The organism is Massilia sp. CFBP9012, assembly GCF_034045115.1.
Classification (GTDB): domain Bacteria; phylum Pseudomonadota; class Gammaproteobacteria; order Burkholderiales; family Burkholderiaceae_D; genus Telluria.
Window position 1 is genome coordinate 255028 of record NZ_JAXCWM010000007.1, and the last position, 15133, is coordinate 270160.

Below are 15133 nucleotides of genomic sequence, written 5' to 3' on the forward strand. Positions count from 1 at the left end.
CTTGTGCCTCTAGGCCAAGGCTGCGGAAACGCGCTTACGCGAGCGCCTGGCGCACGCTGCCGCGCGCCGCTTCCAGCAGCGCTTGCGCCTGCTCGACACTGGTTTGTTTGGACAAGGCCACGATGGCGGTCTTGACGTGGAATCCGCATTGCTCCAGCACCGCCCGCGCGGCTTCCTCGTCGGCGCCGGTGGCGAAGCTGGTGAGGCGGATCGCGCGCCGTACCAGTTTGGCATTGGTAGCCTTCAAGTCTACCATCAGGTTGCCGTAAACCTTGTTCAAACGCACCATCAGTGCGCTGGAAAAGGTGTTCAGCGCGATCTTTTGCGAGGTGCCCGCCTTCAGGCGCGTGCTGCCCGAGACGACTTCGGGGCCGGTATCGAGCGTGACGCCGATCTCGGCTTCCTGCGTGACCGGCGCGTCCGGGTTGTTGGCGAAGCCTACCGTCAGCGCGCCGACCGCGCGCGCAGCCTGGATGGCGCCCAGCACATAGGGCGTGCCGCCCGATGCGGCGATCGCCAGCACCACGTCGTCCGGCCCCACGTTCACTCCCCGCAGGTCGGCGCCGCCCTGCTCGAAATCGTCTTCCGCCCCTTCGACCGCGACGAACATGGCGTCGCTGCCGCCGGCCAGCAGCGCCACCGCGCGTCCATGCGGCCAGGAGAAGGTCGGGTACAGCTCGACGCTGTCGAGCACCCCGAGGCGGCCCGAGGTGCCGGCGCCGACATAGATCAGGCGCCCGCCCGCTTCCATGCGCGGCAGCGCGGCGGTGACGGCGGCGGCGATGCGCGGCGCGGCCTTGCGCACCGCCTCGACAGCCTGCAACTGGTCGTCGACGAAGACGTTCACCAGTTCGGTGGTCGGGTACTGGTCGAGGGCGGCGTGCGCCTGGGAAGGGGTTTCGGTATTGAGCATCGCCGTGTCTCGAGAATGGAATTGTGATGAAACCAGTGTAATACCAATTCGGCAAGCCATCCCATGAAAGGATCGGACGCCGTCATGCCGCAAGGTTATGCGGGGACGCCCGGCGTAGGCCGTCTGAGCTCGGCCACGAAATCATAGTGGTCGCTGCGGCAATAGGAATGGGTCAGCTCGACCGGCTCGCCCGATTCCAGGTAGCCGATGCGCGTGATGAACAGTACCGCGCGGCCTTCCGGCACATCCAGGCGCGCCGCCAGTTCGGCGTCGGCGTTCATGGCGCGGATGTGCTGAAGCGCGCGCACCGGCATGTGGCCGCTCTTGCCCAGGTGGGCGTAGAGCGAAGCTGCCACGCCATCGGGACGCGGCAGCACCGTGGCCGGGATCACGCTGATTTCATAGGCCATCACGACGTCGTCGGCCAGGCGCAGGCGTTCCAGGCGCGCCACCCGCGCGCCGGGAGAGAGGCCCAGCGAGAGCTGCTCGTCGGCGTCGGCCAGGACCACTTCGCGGCGCAGCCACTCGGAGCGCGGGGTATAGCCGCGCTGCTGCAGCTGTTCCGAAAAACTCGACAGGTTCGACAGCGGCTGCTCGATGCGCGGGGCGATATAGTTGCCCGAGCCGCGACGGCGCACCACGAGGCCCTGCTCGACCAGCTGGTCGATCGCCTTGCGCGCGGTGACGCGCGAGACGTCGAGCTGTTCGGACAGCATGCGTTCGGAGGGCAGCGCCTGGTCGGCCTGGTAGCGGCCGTCGCGCACGTCCTGCGCCAGCTTGCGCGCCAGCTGCATGTAAAGGGGGGAATTGTCGTCCAGGTTGACCTGGAATCCGGGACCGGGGGTGTTCATACCGTGGAAGCATACCACTTGAGACCAATACAAAAGAGTTATGACTTCCCTACGGCTATTCATTAGGCAAGGGTTTCGGGCTGTCCGTATGCTGATCCGGCAAACACGATAAAAGGGAATGAAATGAATCACGGCAGGCGATCCCTGCTCGGCATGGCCATGCTGGGCGCGATGGAACCGCTGTTCGCGGCGATGCCGCTGACGTCCGGCGGCGCGGCGTCTTCGCTCGACGCCGAGCTGGCCGCCATCGCCGACGACCCCGCCTTCCCGCTGGCCAGCCTGTCGGTGGTGGCGCTGCGCGCGGGCCGCCCGGCGTACGAAGGCGCGTTCGGGCGCCGCACCATCGGCAACGGCGCCGCGCCGGACCGTCTGGCCACGCCCGATACCCTGTACCGCATCGCCTCGATATCGAAACTGGTCACCACGCTCGGCCTGATGCGCCTGCTGGAAAACGGCAAGCTCGATCTCGATGCCGACGTCTCGGGCTACCTCGGTTTCAACTTGCGTAACCCGCATTTCGCCAGCCAGGCGATCACCCTGCGCCACCTGCTGCTGCATACCTCCTCATTGCGCGACGACGGCGGCTACTTCTGGCCGGCCACGACGGCGCTGAAGGACGTGCAGCCCGCCTGGTCGCGCCATGCCGGGCCTGACGGCGCCTATTACACCTATTGCAATCTGGGCTTCGGCCTGATCGGCACGATCATGGAGCGCGTGACAGGCGAACGCTTCGACCGCCTGATGACGCGCCTGCTGCTGCAGCCGCTCGGCCTGCAGGCCGGCTATAACCCGTCCGAACTTCCGAAGGCGGCGCAGGACCGGCTGGCGACCATCTACCGCAAGCGCGCGGTGGACAGCGACACCTGGAATCCCGACGGGCCCTGGGTCGCGCAGGTGGACGCCCCCGGCATCCAGCCGCCGCCGGGCCTTGCCGGCTACGTGCCGGGCACGAATGCCACGCCGTTCAGCCCGACCGGCGGCCTGCGCATCTCGGCGCGCGATCTTGGCGTGATCATGCGCATGCTGATGGCGGGCGGCGTCCATGATGGCAAGCGCCTGCTGCAGGCGGCGACGATCGAGCGGATGTTCGCGCGCCACTGGGCCTACGATGGCGTCGGCGGCAACGGCAACCCGCTGGGCAGCATCCTCAGCCCGCGCGGCCTGGGCAACGCCCATTATCCGGACCGCCCCGGGATGTGGCTCACGCCTGGCCTGGACGCGGTGGGCCACCTGGGCGACGCCTACGGCCTGCGCTCGATCTTCGCCATGGACCGCGCCAGTGGCAACGGCATCGTGGTGCTGGCCGGCGGCAGCGCGCGCGAGCCAAACGACCAACCCGGCCACGATTCCTCGCTGGTTCGCTACGAGGAGCGCGTGCTGGCGAGTGTCTACCTGCGCGCCATCCTCGGCCAATCTGCCTGAACGGCCCTGCAAATGCATGCATATCTGCCGGTTATGACTGTTCGCCCACCATTCATTGGCGGGCCGTCCAACCAGCATCTAAGCTCTTCAACCCTATTTGAACAAACGAGTCTGGCATGCAGCACATCATCGTGATCGGCGGCGGCGTCGTCGGCCTGGCGTCGGCCTGGTGGCTGGTGGAAGCCGGCTACGGCGTCACCCTGCTCGAGCGCGCGCCGGAAGTCGGCAGCGGCGCCAGCTACGGCAATGGCGGCCAGCTCAGCTACCGCTACGTCTCGCCGCTGGCCGACGAAGGCATTCCGAAGAAGGCCGTCAAATGGCTGTTCCAGGCCGACGGCCCGCTGCGCTTCAAGCCGGAGGCCGACCTGCGCCAGTACCGCTGGCTGGCCAGCTTCCTGGCCCACTGCCGCGCCGACGTCAACCGCCGCACCACGGCCAAGCTGCTCGAGCTGGGAGAGTGCTCGCGCCGCGCGATGCAGCAGCTCGAGCTGGCGGTGCCGCCCGAATCCTTCCACTGGCGCGACGCCGGCAAGCTGGTGGTCTACCGCTCGCGCGAGGTGTTCGCGGCGGCCGCGTCGAAACCCGGCGCCGGCCAGGTCTGGACGCCCGAGGAATGCGGCGCGCGCGAACCGGCGCTGGCGGCCAGCCAGCACCTGCTGGCCGGCGGCATCTACAACGCCGGCGAGGCGGTGGCCGACTGCCACGCCTTCTGCCTGGCCCTGGCCGAGCGCCTGCGCGCGCATCCGCGCTTTCGCGGCTTCGTGCATGGCGAGGCGCGCGGGCTGTACGCCGAGCGTGGACGCATCCGCGGCGTCGAGACCGCCAACGGCCTGCTCACGGCCGACGCCTACGTGCTGGCGGCCGGGATCCAGAGCCGCGACCTGGCCGAATCGATCGGCATCCACCTGCCGCTGTATCCGCTCAAGGGCTACAGCCTCTCCGCGCCGATCCGCCAGGACGACGTGGCGCCCGAGATCAGCGTCACCGACTTCGAACGCAAGGTGCTGTATGCGCGCATCGGCGACCGGCTGCGGGTGGCGGCCATGGTCGACATGGTGGGCGAAGACCTGCGCCACGATCCGAAGCGGGTCGAGGGCCTGACGCGCCAGGTGCGCGAGACCATGCCGCGCGCGGCGGATTATTCGCAAGTCTCGGTGTGGGCGGGATTGCGGCCGGCGACGCCGAGCAGCGCGCCGATCATCGGGGCCACGCGCTATGACAATCTGTGGCTGAACGTCGGGCACGGGCCGCTGGGGTTTACCTTTGCCTGCGGGACGGCGGCGGTGCTGGCCGACCTGGTGCAGGGGAAGGCGCCGCCGCTCGGGTTGGATGGGTTGACGCTACGTCAATAAAGCCAGATTGCCTTTTCACTAATGGGGTGAACCCTCATGCGCCCCGCATGACCGGCGTGAGAGAAATCGCGGATAATTGCCGCCATGTCCACCCGCCCCACCTCTCCCTGCCCCTGCGGCGGCACCGCTTTCGAGCGATGCTGCGGTCCTTACCTGGCCGGCGCGGCCCTGCCGCCGACCGCCGAAACCCTGATGCGCTCGCGGTATACCGCGTTTACGCTCAAGGACGAGCCCTATCTGGTTGCCACCTGGCATCCAAGCACCCGCCCGCAGGAAGCGATCATCGACGAGTCCGAGCCCATGCGCTGGCTCGGACTCGAGATAAAAACTGCTTTACGTTTACGTCAACGTAAAGCAGAATTGCCGGACGATCCAGAGCAAGACCCGAACCGTGATACCGTCGAATTCGTCGCCCGCTTCAAGGTTGGCGGCCGTGCGCATCGCCTGCACGAAGTCAGCCGCTTCGTGCGCGAACCCGGCCCGGATGGCGCGCTTCGCTGGTTCTACCTGGACGGCAGTTTCCCTGACAAGAAGTAAACGCCGCGAGAGGCGGACGAAACAAGAGGACGGCACATGCCCCAGATCGAGAGCAAACTGAACCCGCGCGGCGAGGACTTCAAGACCAACGCCAGCGCGATGCAGGCGGTGGTGGACGACTTGCGCGCGCGCGTTGCGCAGCTGGCCCAGGGCGGCGGTGAAGCCGCTTGCGCCAAGCATCTTGCACGCGGCAAGCTGCTGCCGCGCGAGCGCGTCGAATACCTGCTCGATCCGGGCACGCCCTTCCTCGAATTCTCGCAACTGGCCGCCTATGAGATGTACGACGGCGCCGCCCCCAGCGCCGGCATCATTACCGGCATCGGCCGTGTCTCGGGCCAGGAGTGCGTGATCGTCTGTAACGATGCCACCGTCAAGGGCGGCACCTATTACCCGATGACGGTGAAAAAACACCTGCGCGCGCAGAAGATCGCCGAGCAGAACAACCTGCCCTGCATCTACCTGGTCGACTCGGGCGGCGCCAACCTGCCGAACCAGGACGACGTGTTCCCCGACCGCGACCACTTCGGCCGCATCTTCTACAACCAGGCGAACCTGTCGGCCAAGGGCATCCCCCAGATCGCCGTGGTGATGGGTTCGTGCACCGCGGGCGGCGCCTACGTGCCGGCGATGAGCGACGAGTCGATCATCGTCAAGGAACAGGGCACCATCTTCCTCGGCGGCCCTCCCCTGGTGAAAGCCGCGACCGGCGAAGTGGTCAGCGCCGAAGACCTGGGCGGCGGCGATGTCCACACCCGCCTGTCGGGCGTGGCCGACCACCTGGCCCAGAACGATCCGCACGCGCTGGCGCTGGCGCGCACCATCGTCTCGAACCTGAACCGGGTGAAACCGGTGCAGGGTGCCTTGCGTGAAAGCGTCGAGCCAAAGTATGCGCCCGAAGAACTGTATGGCGTGATCCCGGTCGATACCCGCAAGCCTTTCGACGTACGCGAAGTGATCGCACGTGTCGTCGATAACAGCGAATTCGACGAGTTCAAGGCCCGTTATGGCACCACGCTGGTGTGCGGCTTCGCCCACATCTACGGCATGAAGGTCGGCATCATCGCCAACAACGGCATCCTGTTCTCCGAGTCCGCCCTGAAAGGCGCCCACTTCATCGAACTGTGCTGCCAGCGCAAGATTCCGCTCGTCTTCCTGCAAAACATCACCGGCTTCATGGTCGGCCGCAAGTACGAAAACGAAGGCATCGCCCGCAACGGCGCCAAGATGGTCACCGCAGTGGCCACCGCCGCGGTGCCGAAGTTCACCGTCATCATCGGCGGCTCCTTCGGCGCCGGCAACTACGGCATGTGCGGCCGCGCCTTCTCGCCGCGCTTCCTGTGGATGTGGCCGAACGCGCGCATCTCGGTGATGGGCGGAGATCAAGCGGCGTCGGTGCTGGCCACCGTCAAGCGCGACGGCATCGAAGGCAAGGGCGGCCAGTGGTCGCCTGAAGAAGAAGCCGCGTTCAAGCAGCCGATCAAGGACCAGTACGAGCACCAGGGCCACCCTTATTACGCCAGCGCGCGCCTGTGGGACGATGGCGTGATCGATCCGCGCGACACCCGCATGGTGCTGGGCCTGGGCCTGTCGGCGGCGATGAACAAGCCGATCGAGGACACCAAGTTCGGCGTGTTCCGCATGTAAGGGGGAGATGAATATGGACTATCAAACCCTCACCATCGCGATCGCCGACAAGGTCGCCACCGTCACCCTGAACCGCCCCGAACTGCGCAACGCCTTCAACGAGCACGCGATCGCCGAACTGGCGCTGGCCTTCGATGAACTGGGCCGCAGCGACACGGTGCGCGCCATCGTCCTGGCCGCGAACGGCCCATCCTTCTGCGCCGGCGCGGACCTGAACTGGATGAAGAAGATGGCCGCCTACTCGCATGAAGAAAACCAGGAAGACGCGCTGCGCCTGGCCGATATGCTGCGTACCATCTACCTGTGTCCGAAGCCGACGGTGGCCAAGGTGCAGGGCGACTGCTACGCCGGCGGCATGGGCCTGGTGGCGGCCTGCGACATCGTCGTCACCGTCGATACCGCCGGTTTTTGCCTGTCCGAAGTGAAGCTCGGCCTGATTCCGGCTACCATCTCGCCTTACGTGATCAAGGCCATGGGCGAGCAGGCCGCGCGCCGCTACTTCCTGACCGCCGAACGTTTCGACGCGCTTGAAGCGCGCCGCATCGGTTTCGCGCATGAAGCGGTGGCCGCCGACGCGCTGGACGCGACCGTCGCCGGCATCGCCCGCGCCCTGGTCAACAACAGCCCGAATGCCGTGAAGGAAGCCAAGACGCTGGTGCGCGACATCGTCGGCAAACCGGTCGACGACGCGCTGCTGGCGGACACCGCCGGCCGCATCGCCGCCATCCGCGCCTCATTGGAAGGACGGGAAGGCGTGGCTTCCTTCCTTGAAAAACGCAAGCCGACATGGCTTCAATCGTAGATATTGGAAACCTGAAGTGACACAATCGACCTCCTCCGAGTGGATCGCGCGCAGCCTGCGCAGCGTATGGCATCCCTGCACGCAAATGCAGCACCACGAGGAGGTTCCGCTGATCGCGGTCAGCCATGGCAAGGGTCCGTGGCTGTACGACTATGACGGCAAGCGCTATATGGACGGCATCAGTTCGTGGTGGGTCAATATGTTCGGCCACGCGAACCCGCGCATCAATGCCGCGCTGAAGGACCAGCTGGACAAGCTAGAACACGCGATGCTGGCCGGCTTCACGCATGCGCCGGTGGTCGAGCTGGCCGAGCGCCTGTCGAAGCTGACCGGCCACGCGCTGGGCCACGCCACCTTTGCCTCGGACGGCGCTTCCGCGGTCGAGATCGCGATGAAGATGAGCTTCCACGCCTGGCGCAACGCCGGCAAGTCGGCCAAGCAGGAATTCGTCTGCCTACAGGGCAGCTACCACGGCGAGACCATCGGCGCGCTGTCGGTCACCGACGTCCCGCTGTTCAAGGACGCCTATGGCCCGCTGCTGCGCGCCTCGCATGTGGTGAGCGCACCGGATGCGCGCAACGCGGGTGAAGGCGAAACCGCCCAGGACGTGGCGCGCCGCGCGATCCTGGAAGTGAAGGAGTTGTTCGAACAGCGCGGCGAAAGAATAGCCGCCATCATCGTCGAGCCGCTGGTGCAGTGCGCGACCGGCATGGCGATGTACGACCCGCTCTACCTCAAATTGCTTCGCGACCTGTGCGACCAGCACCATGTGCACCTGATCGCCGACGAGATCGCGGTCGGCTGCGGCCGCACCGGCACCTTCTTCGCCTGCGAACAGGCGTCGATCTGGCCCGACTTCATGTGCCTGTCGAAAGGCATCAGCGGCGGCTACCTGCCGCTGTCGCTGGTGCTCACTCGCGACGACATCTACCAGGCCTTCTACAGCGAAGACATCACACGCGGCTTCCTGCACTCGCACTCGTACACCGGCAATCCGCTGGCCTGCCGCGCCGCGCTGGCCACGCTCGACATCTTCGAGGAAGACGATGTCTTGAACCGCAACCGCGAACTGGCGACCAAGATGACCATCGCGCTGGCGCCGCTGGCAGAACATGAACGCGCGCGCCACTTCCGCCAGCGCGGCATGATCTTCGCGTTCGACGCCATCGAACCGGACAAGGATCGCGCCTCGACCTTCTCGCGCCGCTTCTTCTCCACCGCGGTCGAGAACGAACTGCTGCTGCGCCCGATCGGCCGCACCGTCTACCTGATGCCGCCCTACGTGCTGGACGACGAGGACGTCGCCGGCCTGGCCGCGCGCACGCTCAAGACCTTCGAGTCGGTGATTCGGCCATGAACCTGATCGCCGACATCGACCGCAAGCTCGACGCGCTCGCCGCACACAGCCTGGTGCGCAAGCGCCGCGTGACCGACGGCGCCTGCGCGCCGCGCCAGATCGTCGACGGACGCGAGCTGCTGGCCTTCTGCAGCAACGACTATCTCGGCCTGGCCGCGCACCCGCACGTGATCGCGGCCCTGCAAGAAGGCGCGGCGCTGCACGGCGCCGGTAGCGGCGCCTCGCACCTGGTGTCGGGCCACGGCCGCGCCCACCATGTGCTGGAAGAGCGCCTGGCCGAGTGGATGGCGCCGAACCTGGAACAGGCGCGCGCACTCACGCTGTGCACCGGCTATATGGCCAACCTGGCGATCCTGACCGCGCTGGGCCTGGATGCCGACGCGACGATCTTTTCCGAAGAGCTGAACCACGCCTCGCTGATCGACGGCGCCCGCCTGGCGAAGGCCGGAGTCACGGTCTATCCGCATGGCGACGTCGAGGCGCTCGAAACGCAACTGATGGCCAGCAGCGCCGCCACCAAGATCGTCGTCACCGACAGCGTCTTTTCCATGGACGGCAACCTGGCCCCGCTGCCCGGCTTGCTGGCCGCCTGTGAACGCCACGGCGCCTGGCTGGTGGTCGACGATGCCCACGGCTTCGGCGTGCTGGGGGCAAACGGCCGCGGCGCGCTCGAACACTTTGGCCTCTGCTCGCCCAACCTGGTGTATATGGGAACGCTCGGCAAGGCGGCCGGCGTCGGCGGCGCCTTCGTCGCCGCGCACGCCAGCGTCATCGAATTACTGGTGCAGCGCGCCCGTCCCTACATCTACACCACGGCCTGTCCGCCGGCTCTCGCGCACGCCCTGCTCGCCAGCCTTGATATCATTGGCGGCGCCGAGGGTGCGCAGCGACGCGCCCACCTGGCGGGGCTGGTCAAGCAGTTGCGCGAATCGCTGGATTTCCAACGTTGGAAACTGGTCGAGTCGCACACCGCGATCCAGCCCGTCATCATCGGCAGCAACGACGCTGCGCTGGCAGCCAGTGCGGTCCTGATGGACCAGGGGCTGTGGGTGCCGGCGATTCGCCCGCCGACCGTGGCGCCGGGCACGGCGCGTCTGCGCGTGACCCTGTCGGCCGCCCACGGCATCGATGACGTCGCGCAACTGGCACAGGCGCTCAACAGACTGGAAAAGGCCTCATGAAAAACCTGAACGAGACGGACGACCCGATCGCAGCACCGCCGCCGGTGCTGCCGGAGGTCGAGCTCGACGAACCGACGCTGGAGCCGGAGCTCGAGGCACGCACCAATGACGGCGCGCCGATGCGCTTCGCCTGCTTCGTCACCGGCACCGACACCGAGATCGGCAAGACCCTGGTCTCGAGCGCAATCCTGCACAAGCTCACTGCCAGCGGCGTGCGCGCCTGCGGCATGAAGCCGGTGGCGGCCGGCGCCGAACTGCGCGATGGCGAACTGCATAACGACGACGCCGACATGCTCATCGCGGCCGGTAATGTGCACCTGCCGGCGTCGATCACCACGCCGTATATGCTGCGCGAACCGGCGGCGCCGCACATCGCCGCCGCGCTGGAGAACGTCACCATCGAATCGGCGCCGATCATCGCCGCCTTCGCCGAGATCCAGGCCGCGTCCGACGCGGTCGTGGTCGAGGGCGTGGGCGGCTTCCGGGTGCCGTTCAACGACAACTTCGACAGCGCCGACCTGGCCGCGCAACTGAACCTGCCGGTGATCCTGGTGGTCGGCATGCGGCTGGGCTGCATCAGCCACGCCCTGCTCACGGTCGAAGCGATCGTGGCGCGCGGCCTGGTGCTGGCCGGCTGGGTCGCCAACACCGCCGATCCCGATATGAGTTTCGAGCAAGAGAACATCGAGGCGCTGGCACAGCGCATCCCGGCGCCGCTGCTGGGCCGCGTGCCACGCCTGCAAACACCGACGGCCGCCGCGGCGGCCGAATTCATCGATCTCGCTGGACTGCCAGGATGGCCGTCCACGCGAGGCAAGTCCTGAAGGAACCACTATGTCCGATATGAATACCATCGCCCTGCACCGCCCGACGGCCGCCATCAAGCCTGCGGAAAATGCCACCTGGCCGCTGGCCGACGTGCTGGCGCTGTTCGAGCTGCCGTTCCCCGAACTGATGCACCGCGCCTCGACCCTGCACCGCGAGCACTTCCCCGACGGCGACGTCGAACTGGCGACCCTGCTGTCGATCAAGACCGGCGGCTGCGAGGAAGACTGCGGCTACTGCCCGCAGGCGGCGCGCTACGACACCGGCGTCGAAGCCAAGAAGATCCTCGACATCGACACCGTGCTGGATGCGGCGCGCGCGGCGAAAGCCAGCGGCGCCACCCGCTTCTGCATGGGTGCGGCATGGCGCAGCCCGAAAGAGCGCGACATGGAAAAGGTCGAGACCATGGTGCGTGAAGTGAAGGCGCTGGGCATGGAAACCTGCGCCACGCTGGGCATGCTGGAGGCCGGCCAGGCCGAGCAGCTCAAGAAGGCGGGCCTGGACTACTACAACCACAATATCGATACCGCGCCTGACTTCTACAACAACGTCATTTCGACCCGCGAATACCAGGACCGCCTGGACACGCTGGGCCGCGTGCGCGAAGCGGGCCTGAAGGTCTGCTGCGGCGGCATCGTCGGCATGGGCGAGACGCGCGAACAGCGCGCCGGCCTGATCGCCCAGCTGGCCAACCTGAACCCGTATCCGGAATCGGTGCCGGTCAACCACCTGGTGCAGGTGGCAGGCACGCCGCTGCACGGCATGGAGAAGCTGGACCCGATCGAATTCGTGCGCACCATCGCGGTCGCGCGCATCACCATGCCGCAAGCGCGCGTGCGCCTGTCGGCGGGCCGCCGCGAGCTGGGCGAAGCAGTGCAGGCGATGTGCTTCATGGCCGGCGCCAACTCGATCTTCTACGGCGACAAGCTGCTCACCACCGACAACCCGGAAGCCGACGACGACCGCGTGCTGCTCGAAAAGCTGGGCCTCAAGACCCGCGCCGCCACGCTCGATTCGGTGCAGAAGGAAGCTTGCGGCTGCTAGCACACCACCACGTCGTTCCCGCGAAGGCGGGAACCCAAGTTTGCCAGCGCTGCGACCATGTTCGAGATAAGTGGTAACGCAAATGACTTGGGTTCCCGCCTCCGCGGGAACGACGGGATCGAGCGGTAACTATCGCAAGCAAGCGGTAACGATGCACAGCGGCTGGGGAGACACAGCCGCACCAATCTCCGAACAACCATAAGCGAAAGATAAAGCGCATGTTCACCAAGATCCTCATCGCCAACCGTGGCGAAATCGCCTGCCGTGTCGCCGCCACCGCGCGCCGCATGGGTATTCGTACCGTCGCCGTGTATTCCGAGGCCGACGCCGGCGCCAAGCACGTTGCGGTGTGCGATGAGGCAGTCCTGATCGGCCCCGCGGCCGCCAAGGACAGCTATCTTCGTGGCAGCAAGATCATCGAGGTGGCCAAGGCCACCGGCGCCCAGGCGATCCACCCCGGCTACGGCTTCCTGTCCGAAAACGCCGAGTTCGCGGATGCGGTGAAGGCCGCCGGCCTGGTGTTCATCGGCCCGCCGGCCTCCTCGATGCGCGCGATGGGATCGAAGTCTGCCGCCAAGCAGCTGATGGAGAGCGCCGACGTGCCGCTGGTGCCTGGTTACCATGGCGACGAGCAGGACCCGGCATTCCTTCGCCAGCAGGCCGACCGCATCGGCTATCCGGTGCTGCTCAAGGCCAGCGCCGGCGGCGGCGGCAAGGGCATGCGCGTGGTCGAGCGTTCGGAAGATTTCGAGGCCGCGCTGGCATCCTGCAAGCGCGAGGCGATTTCGAGCTTCGGCGACGACAAGGTGCTGGTCGAAAAATACCTGATCCGCCCGCGCCACATCGAGATCCAGGTCTTCGCCGACAGCCTGGGCGGTTGCGTCTACCTGCACGAGCGCGACTGCTCGGTGCAGCGCCGCCACCAGAAAGTGCTGGAAGAAGCGCCGGCGCCGAATATGCCGGCGGACCGGCGCGCCGCGATGGGCGAAGCGGCGGTAAACGCCGCGCGCGCCGTCGGCTACGTCGGCGCCGGCACGGTGGAATTCATCGCCAACCAGGACGGTTCGTTCTACTTCATGGAGATGAACACCCGCCTGCAGGTCGAGCATCCGGTGACCGAAATGATCACTGGCACCGATCTGGTCGAATGGCAGTTGCGCGTCGCCTTTGGCGAGCCGCTGCCGAAGAAACAGCATGAGCTGGCCATCCACGGCCACGCGATCGAGGCACGCGTGTATGCCGAGAATCCCGAGAAAGGCTTCCTGCCGTCGATCGGCACCTTGCGCCATATGGACGTGCCGCAGGCGGTGGCATTCGAACTTGGCGCAGACGGTGTGAACCCCGCAGCAGTGCGCGTCGACTCCGGCGTGCGCGAGGGCGATGCGATCTCGCCGTTCTATGATCCGATGATCGCCAAGCTGATCGTCTGGGGCGCCGACCGCACCCAGGCGCTGGCGCGCATGTCGCAGGCCCTGGCCGAGTTCCGCATCGTCGGCCTGGCCACCAATATCGCTTTCCTGAAACGCCTGGTCGAAGGCGAGGCATTCTCGAGCGCCGACCTCGATACTGGTTTGATCGAACGCAATCAATCCTCACTTTTCCCACCCGCGGCCCCGGCCCCGCTCGGTGCGCTGGCCCTGGCCGCGCTCGCCCTCCTTGAGGCCGAAACCGTGCACGGCGCCGCCAACGATGCCGATCCATGGAGCCAGGCGCGCGGCTGGCGCATGAATGGCGACTACCGCCGCGTGCTTTCCTTGAGCGACGAGTACGGCGAGTACCGTGTCGGTCTGACTTACCGCAATAGTGGGTGGGAAATTGACCTTGATAAGCAGCGCCAGCGCATCGAATTAGTATCGCAGAACGGTGCAGAGCTGGCCCTGCGCCTGGGCGAGACCGCCCTGCACGGCTGTGTGCGCCGCGACGGCGACGCATTCCACGTGTTTACCGGTGGCCGCCATCACACCCTGACGTACAATGACCCGATGGCACATGCCGGCGAGATTGAATCGGCGGGCGGTCGCCTGACGGCGCCAATGCCGGGCAAGGTGGTCGCGGTGCTGGCCCAGTCCGGCAAGGACGTGAAAAAGGGCGAGCCGCTGGTGATCATGGAAGCGATGAAGATGGAACACACGATTTCCGCGCCGAGCGACGGCCTGGTGGAAGAAGTGCTGTACGAGGTCGGCGACCAGGTGGCCGATGGCGCGCCGCTGCTGGCTTTCAAAGCGGCATAGACAGACACATACAAGAACCACCCTGACAAAAACGAGGGGGAGACATGCGCATTGTCCTGTACCGGGGCGATGGCGTCATCGAGCCGTGGGAACGCGAGTTCTCGGCCATGATGCCAGGCGTCGAAACGGTCACCTGGAAGGAGGGCCAGTTGCTGGCCCCCTGCGATTACGCGGTATTGTGGAACCCGGCGCCCGGCCTGCTGGCGCAGCTGGACGAGGTCAAGGCGATCTTCCTGATGGGCGCCGGCGTCGACGCCGTGCTCAAGTTCGGCGAAGCGCTGCCGCGCGTGCCGCTGGTGCGCCTGGGCGACGCCGGCATGGGCGTGCAGATGGCCGAGTATGTGGCGCACGCCGTGCTGCGCTACTTCAGGCGCTTCGACGAATACGAACAGCAGGCGCGCCACGGCGCCTGGAATCCGCTGCCCCAGTATCCGAAAGAGACGTTCACGATCGGCGTCATGGGCCTGGGCCGGCTCGGGATGCCGGTGGTCGAGGCGATGCGCCATTTCGGCTTCCCGGCGCGCGGCTGGAGCCGCAGCCCCAAGGACATTCCCGGCGTGCCGACCTATGCCGGCATGGAGCAGCTCGACGACTTCTTGCATGGCACACGGGTGCTGGTCTGCCTGCTGCCGCTGACCGCGGACACGACCAACCTGCTCGACCGCCACCGGCTGGGCAAGCTCGCGTCCGGCGCCTACCTGATCAACGTCTCGCGCGGCGCCATCCTCGCCGAGCCAGACCTGATGACCCTGATCCGCTCGGGGCACATCGCCGGCGCCACGCTCGACGTGTTCCGCCACGAGCCGCTGCCGGCCCCGCATCCGTTCTGGAACGAACCGCGCATCGCCCTCACCCCGCACATCTCGGCGCTCACCATGCGTACGGGCGCCGTGCGCCAGATCGCCGACAAGATCGGCGCCCTGGAAGACGGCCAACGGGTCGACGACCTGGTCGACCGCCAACTTGGATATTGA

13 protein-coding genes are annotated in these 15133 nt (G+C 66.7%); 11 read left to right on the plus strand and 2 right to left on the minus strand.

Features of this window, described 5'->3' with window-relative positions:
• Nucleotides 1–34: 34 nt before the first annotated feature.
• On the minus strand, nucleotides 35–913 hold the full coding sequence (murQ, locus tag SOM61_RS13750; RefSeq protein WP_320474611.1) for an N-acetylmuramic acid 6-phosphate etherase: 879 nt from the start codon (nucleotides 911–913) through the stop codon (nucleotides 35–37).
• Between the two features lie 95 nt (nucleotides 914–1008).
• On the minus strand, nucleotides 1009–1764 hold the full coding sequence (locus SOM61_RS13755) for a GntR family transcriptional regulator (protein WP_320474612.1): 756 nt from the start codon (nucleotides 1762–1764) through the stop codon (nucleotides 1009–1011).
• 123 nt (nucleotides 1765–1887) lie between these two features.
• Here SOM61_RS13755 and SOM61_RS13760 point away from each other — a divergent pair, with 123 nt between their 5' ends.
• The 11 genes from SOM61_RS13760 (at nucleotide 1888) to SOM61_RS13810 (ending at nucleotide 15133) form a co-directional block, all read left to right on the plus strand.
• A complete protein-coding gene (locus SOM61_RS13760; protein ID WP_320474613.1) occupies nucleotides 1888–3186 on the plus strand; it encodes a serine hydrolase domain-containing protein in 1299 nt (432 codons plus the stop codon).
• A 116-nt stretch (nucleotides 3187–3302) separates the two neighbouring features.
• Entirely contained in the window at nucleotides 3303–4538 is a 1236-nt protein-coding gene (locus SOM61_RS13765) for a D-amino acid dehydrogenase (RefSeq protein WP_320474614.1), read from the plus strand.
• 84 nt (nucleotides 4539–4622) lie between these two features.
• Nucleotides 4623–5075: a YchJ family protein gene (locus SOM61_RS13770; RefSeq protein WP_320474615.1), complete on the plus strand. Its 453-nt coding sequence runs from the start codon at nucleotides 4623–4625 to the stop codon at nucleotides 5073–5075.
• 36 nt (nucleotides 5076–5111) lie between these two features.
• On the plus strand, nucleotides 5112–6719 hold the full coding sequence (locus tag SOM61_RS13775; protein WP_320474616.1) for a carboxyl transferase domain-containing protein: 1608 nt from the start codon (nucleotides 5112–5114) through the stop codon (nucleotides 6717–6719).
• A 13-nt stretch (nucleotides 6720–6732) separates the two neighbouring features.
• Complete coding sequence (locus SOM61_RS13780) at nucleotides 6733–7521, plus strand: enoyl-CoA hydratase/isomerase family protein (protein WP_320474617.1); 789 nt, start codon at nucleotides 6733–6735, stop codon at nucleotides 7519–7521.
• Nucleotides 7522–7537: 16 nt separating this feature from the next.
• Nucleotides 7538–8878: an adenosylmethionine--8-amino-7-oxononanoate transaminase gene (gene bioA / locus SOM61_RS13785; protein WP_320474618.1), complete on the plus strand. Its 1341-nt coding sequence runs from the start codon at nucleotides 7538–7540 to the stop codon at nucleotides 8876–8878.
• A complete protein-coding gene (gene bioF, locus SOM61_RS13790) occupies nucleotides 8875–10059 on the plus strand; it encodes an 8-amino-7-oxononanoate synthase (RefSeq protein ID WP_320474619.1) in 1185 nt (394 codons plus the stop codon). The genes bioA and bioF overlap by 4 nt, the downstream gene beginning before the upstream one ends.
• The gene (gene bioD / locus SOM61_RS13795) at nucleotides 10056–10883 is read left to right on the plus strand and encodes a dethiobiotin synthase (RefSeq protein WP_320474620.1); all 828 of its coding nucleotides are present in this window, start codon (nucleotides 10056–10058) and stop codon (nucleotides 10881–10883) included. Before bioF ends, bioD begins: the two co-directional genes overlap by 4 nt.
• A gap of 19 nt (nucleotides 10884–10902) precedes the next feature.
• Nucleotides 10903–11928: a biotin synthase BioB gene (bioB, locus tag SOM61_RS13800; protein WP_320474712.1), complete on the plus strand. Its 1026-nt coding sequence runs from the start codon at nucleotides 10903–10905 to the stop codon at nucleotides 11926–11928.
• A 218-nt stretch (nucleotides 11929–12146) separates the two neighbouring features.
• Nucleotides 12147–14159: an acetyl/propionyl/methylcrotonyl-CoA carboxylase subunit alpha gene (locus SOM61_RS13805; protein WP_320474621.1), complete on the plus strand. Its 2013-nt coding sequence runs from the start codon at nucleotides 12147–12149 to the stop codon at nucleotides 14157–14159.
• A 44-nt stretch (nucleotides 14160–14203) separates the two neighbouring features.
• Nucleotides 14204–15133 carry a 2-hydroxyacid dehydrogenase gene (locus SOM61_RS13810; protein WP_320474622.1) on the plus strand — a complete coding sequence of 310 codons (930 nt, stop codon included), beginning with the start codon at nucleotides 14204–14206 and terminating at the stop codon, nucleotides 15131–15133.

Coding starts and splice junctions, on each gene's coding strand:
- SOM61_RS13755 (WP_320474612.1), bottom strand. CDS start 1,764: ATGAACACCCCCGGTCCCGGATTCCAGGTCAACCTGGACGACAATTCC.
- SOM61_RS13805 (WP_320474621.1), top strand. CDS start 12,147: ATGTTCACCAAGATCCTCATCGCCAACCGTGGCGAAATCGCCTGCCGT.
- SOM61_RS13780 (WP_320474617.1), top strand. CDS start 6,733: ATGGACTATCAAACCCTCACCATCGCGATCGCCGACAAGGTCGCCACC.
- SOM61_RS13765 (WP_320474614.1), top strand. CDS start 3,303: ATGCAGCACATCATCGTGATCGGCGGCGGCGTCGTCGGCCTGGCGTCG.
- bioD (WP_320474620.1), top strand. CDS start 10,056: ATGAAAAACCTGAACGAGACGGACGACCCGATCGCAGCACCGCCGCCG.
- SOM61_RS13810 (WP_320474622.1), top strand. CDS start 14,204: ATGCGCATTGTCCTGTACCGGGGCGATGGCGTCATCGAGCCGTGGGAA.
- SOM61_RS13770 (WP_320474615.1), top strand. CDS start 4,623: ATGTCCACCCGCCCCACCTCTCCCTGCCCCTGCGGCGGCACCGCTTTC.
- SOM61_RS13775 (WP_320474616.1), top strand. CDS start 5,112: ATGCCCCAGATCGAGAGCAAACTGAACCCGCGCGGCGAGGACTTCAAG.
- SOM61_RS13760 (WP_320474613.1), top strand. CDS start 1,888: ATGAATCACGGCAGGCGATCCCTGCTCGGCATGGCCATGCTGGGCGCG.
- bioB (WP_320474712.1), top strand. CDS start 10,903: ATGAATACCATCGCCCTGCACCGCCCGACGGCCGCCATCAAGCCTGCG.
- bioF (WP_320474619.1), top strand. CDS start 8,875: ATGAACCTGATCGCCGACATCGACCGCAAGCTCGACGCGCTCGCCGCA.
- murQ (WP_320474611.1), bottom strand. CDS start 913: ATGCTCAATACCGAAACCCCTTCCCAGGCGCACGCCGCCCTCGACCAG.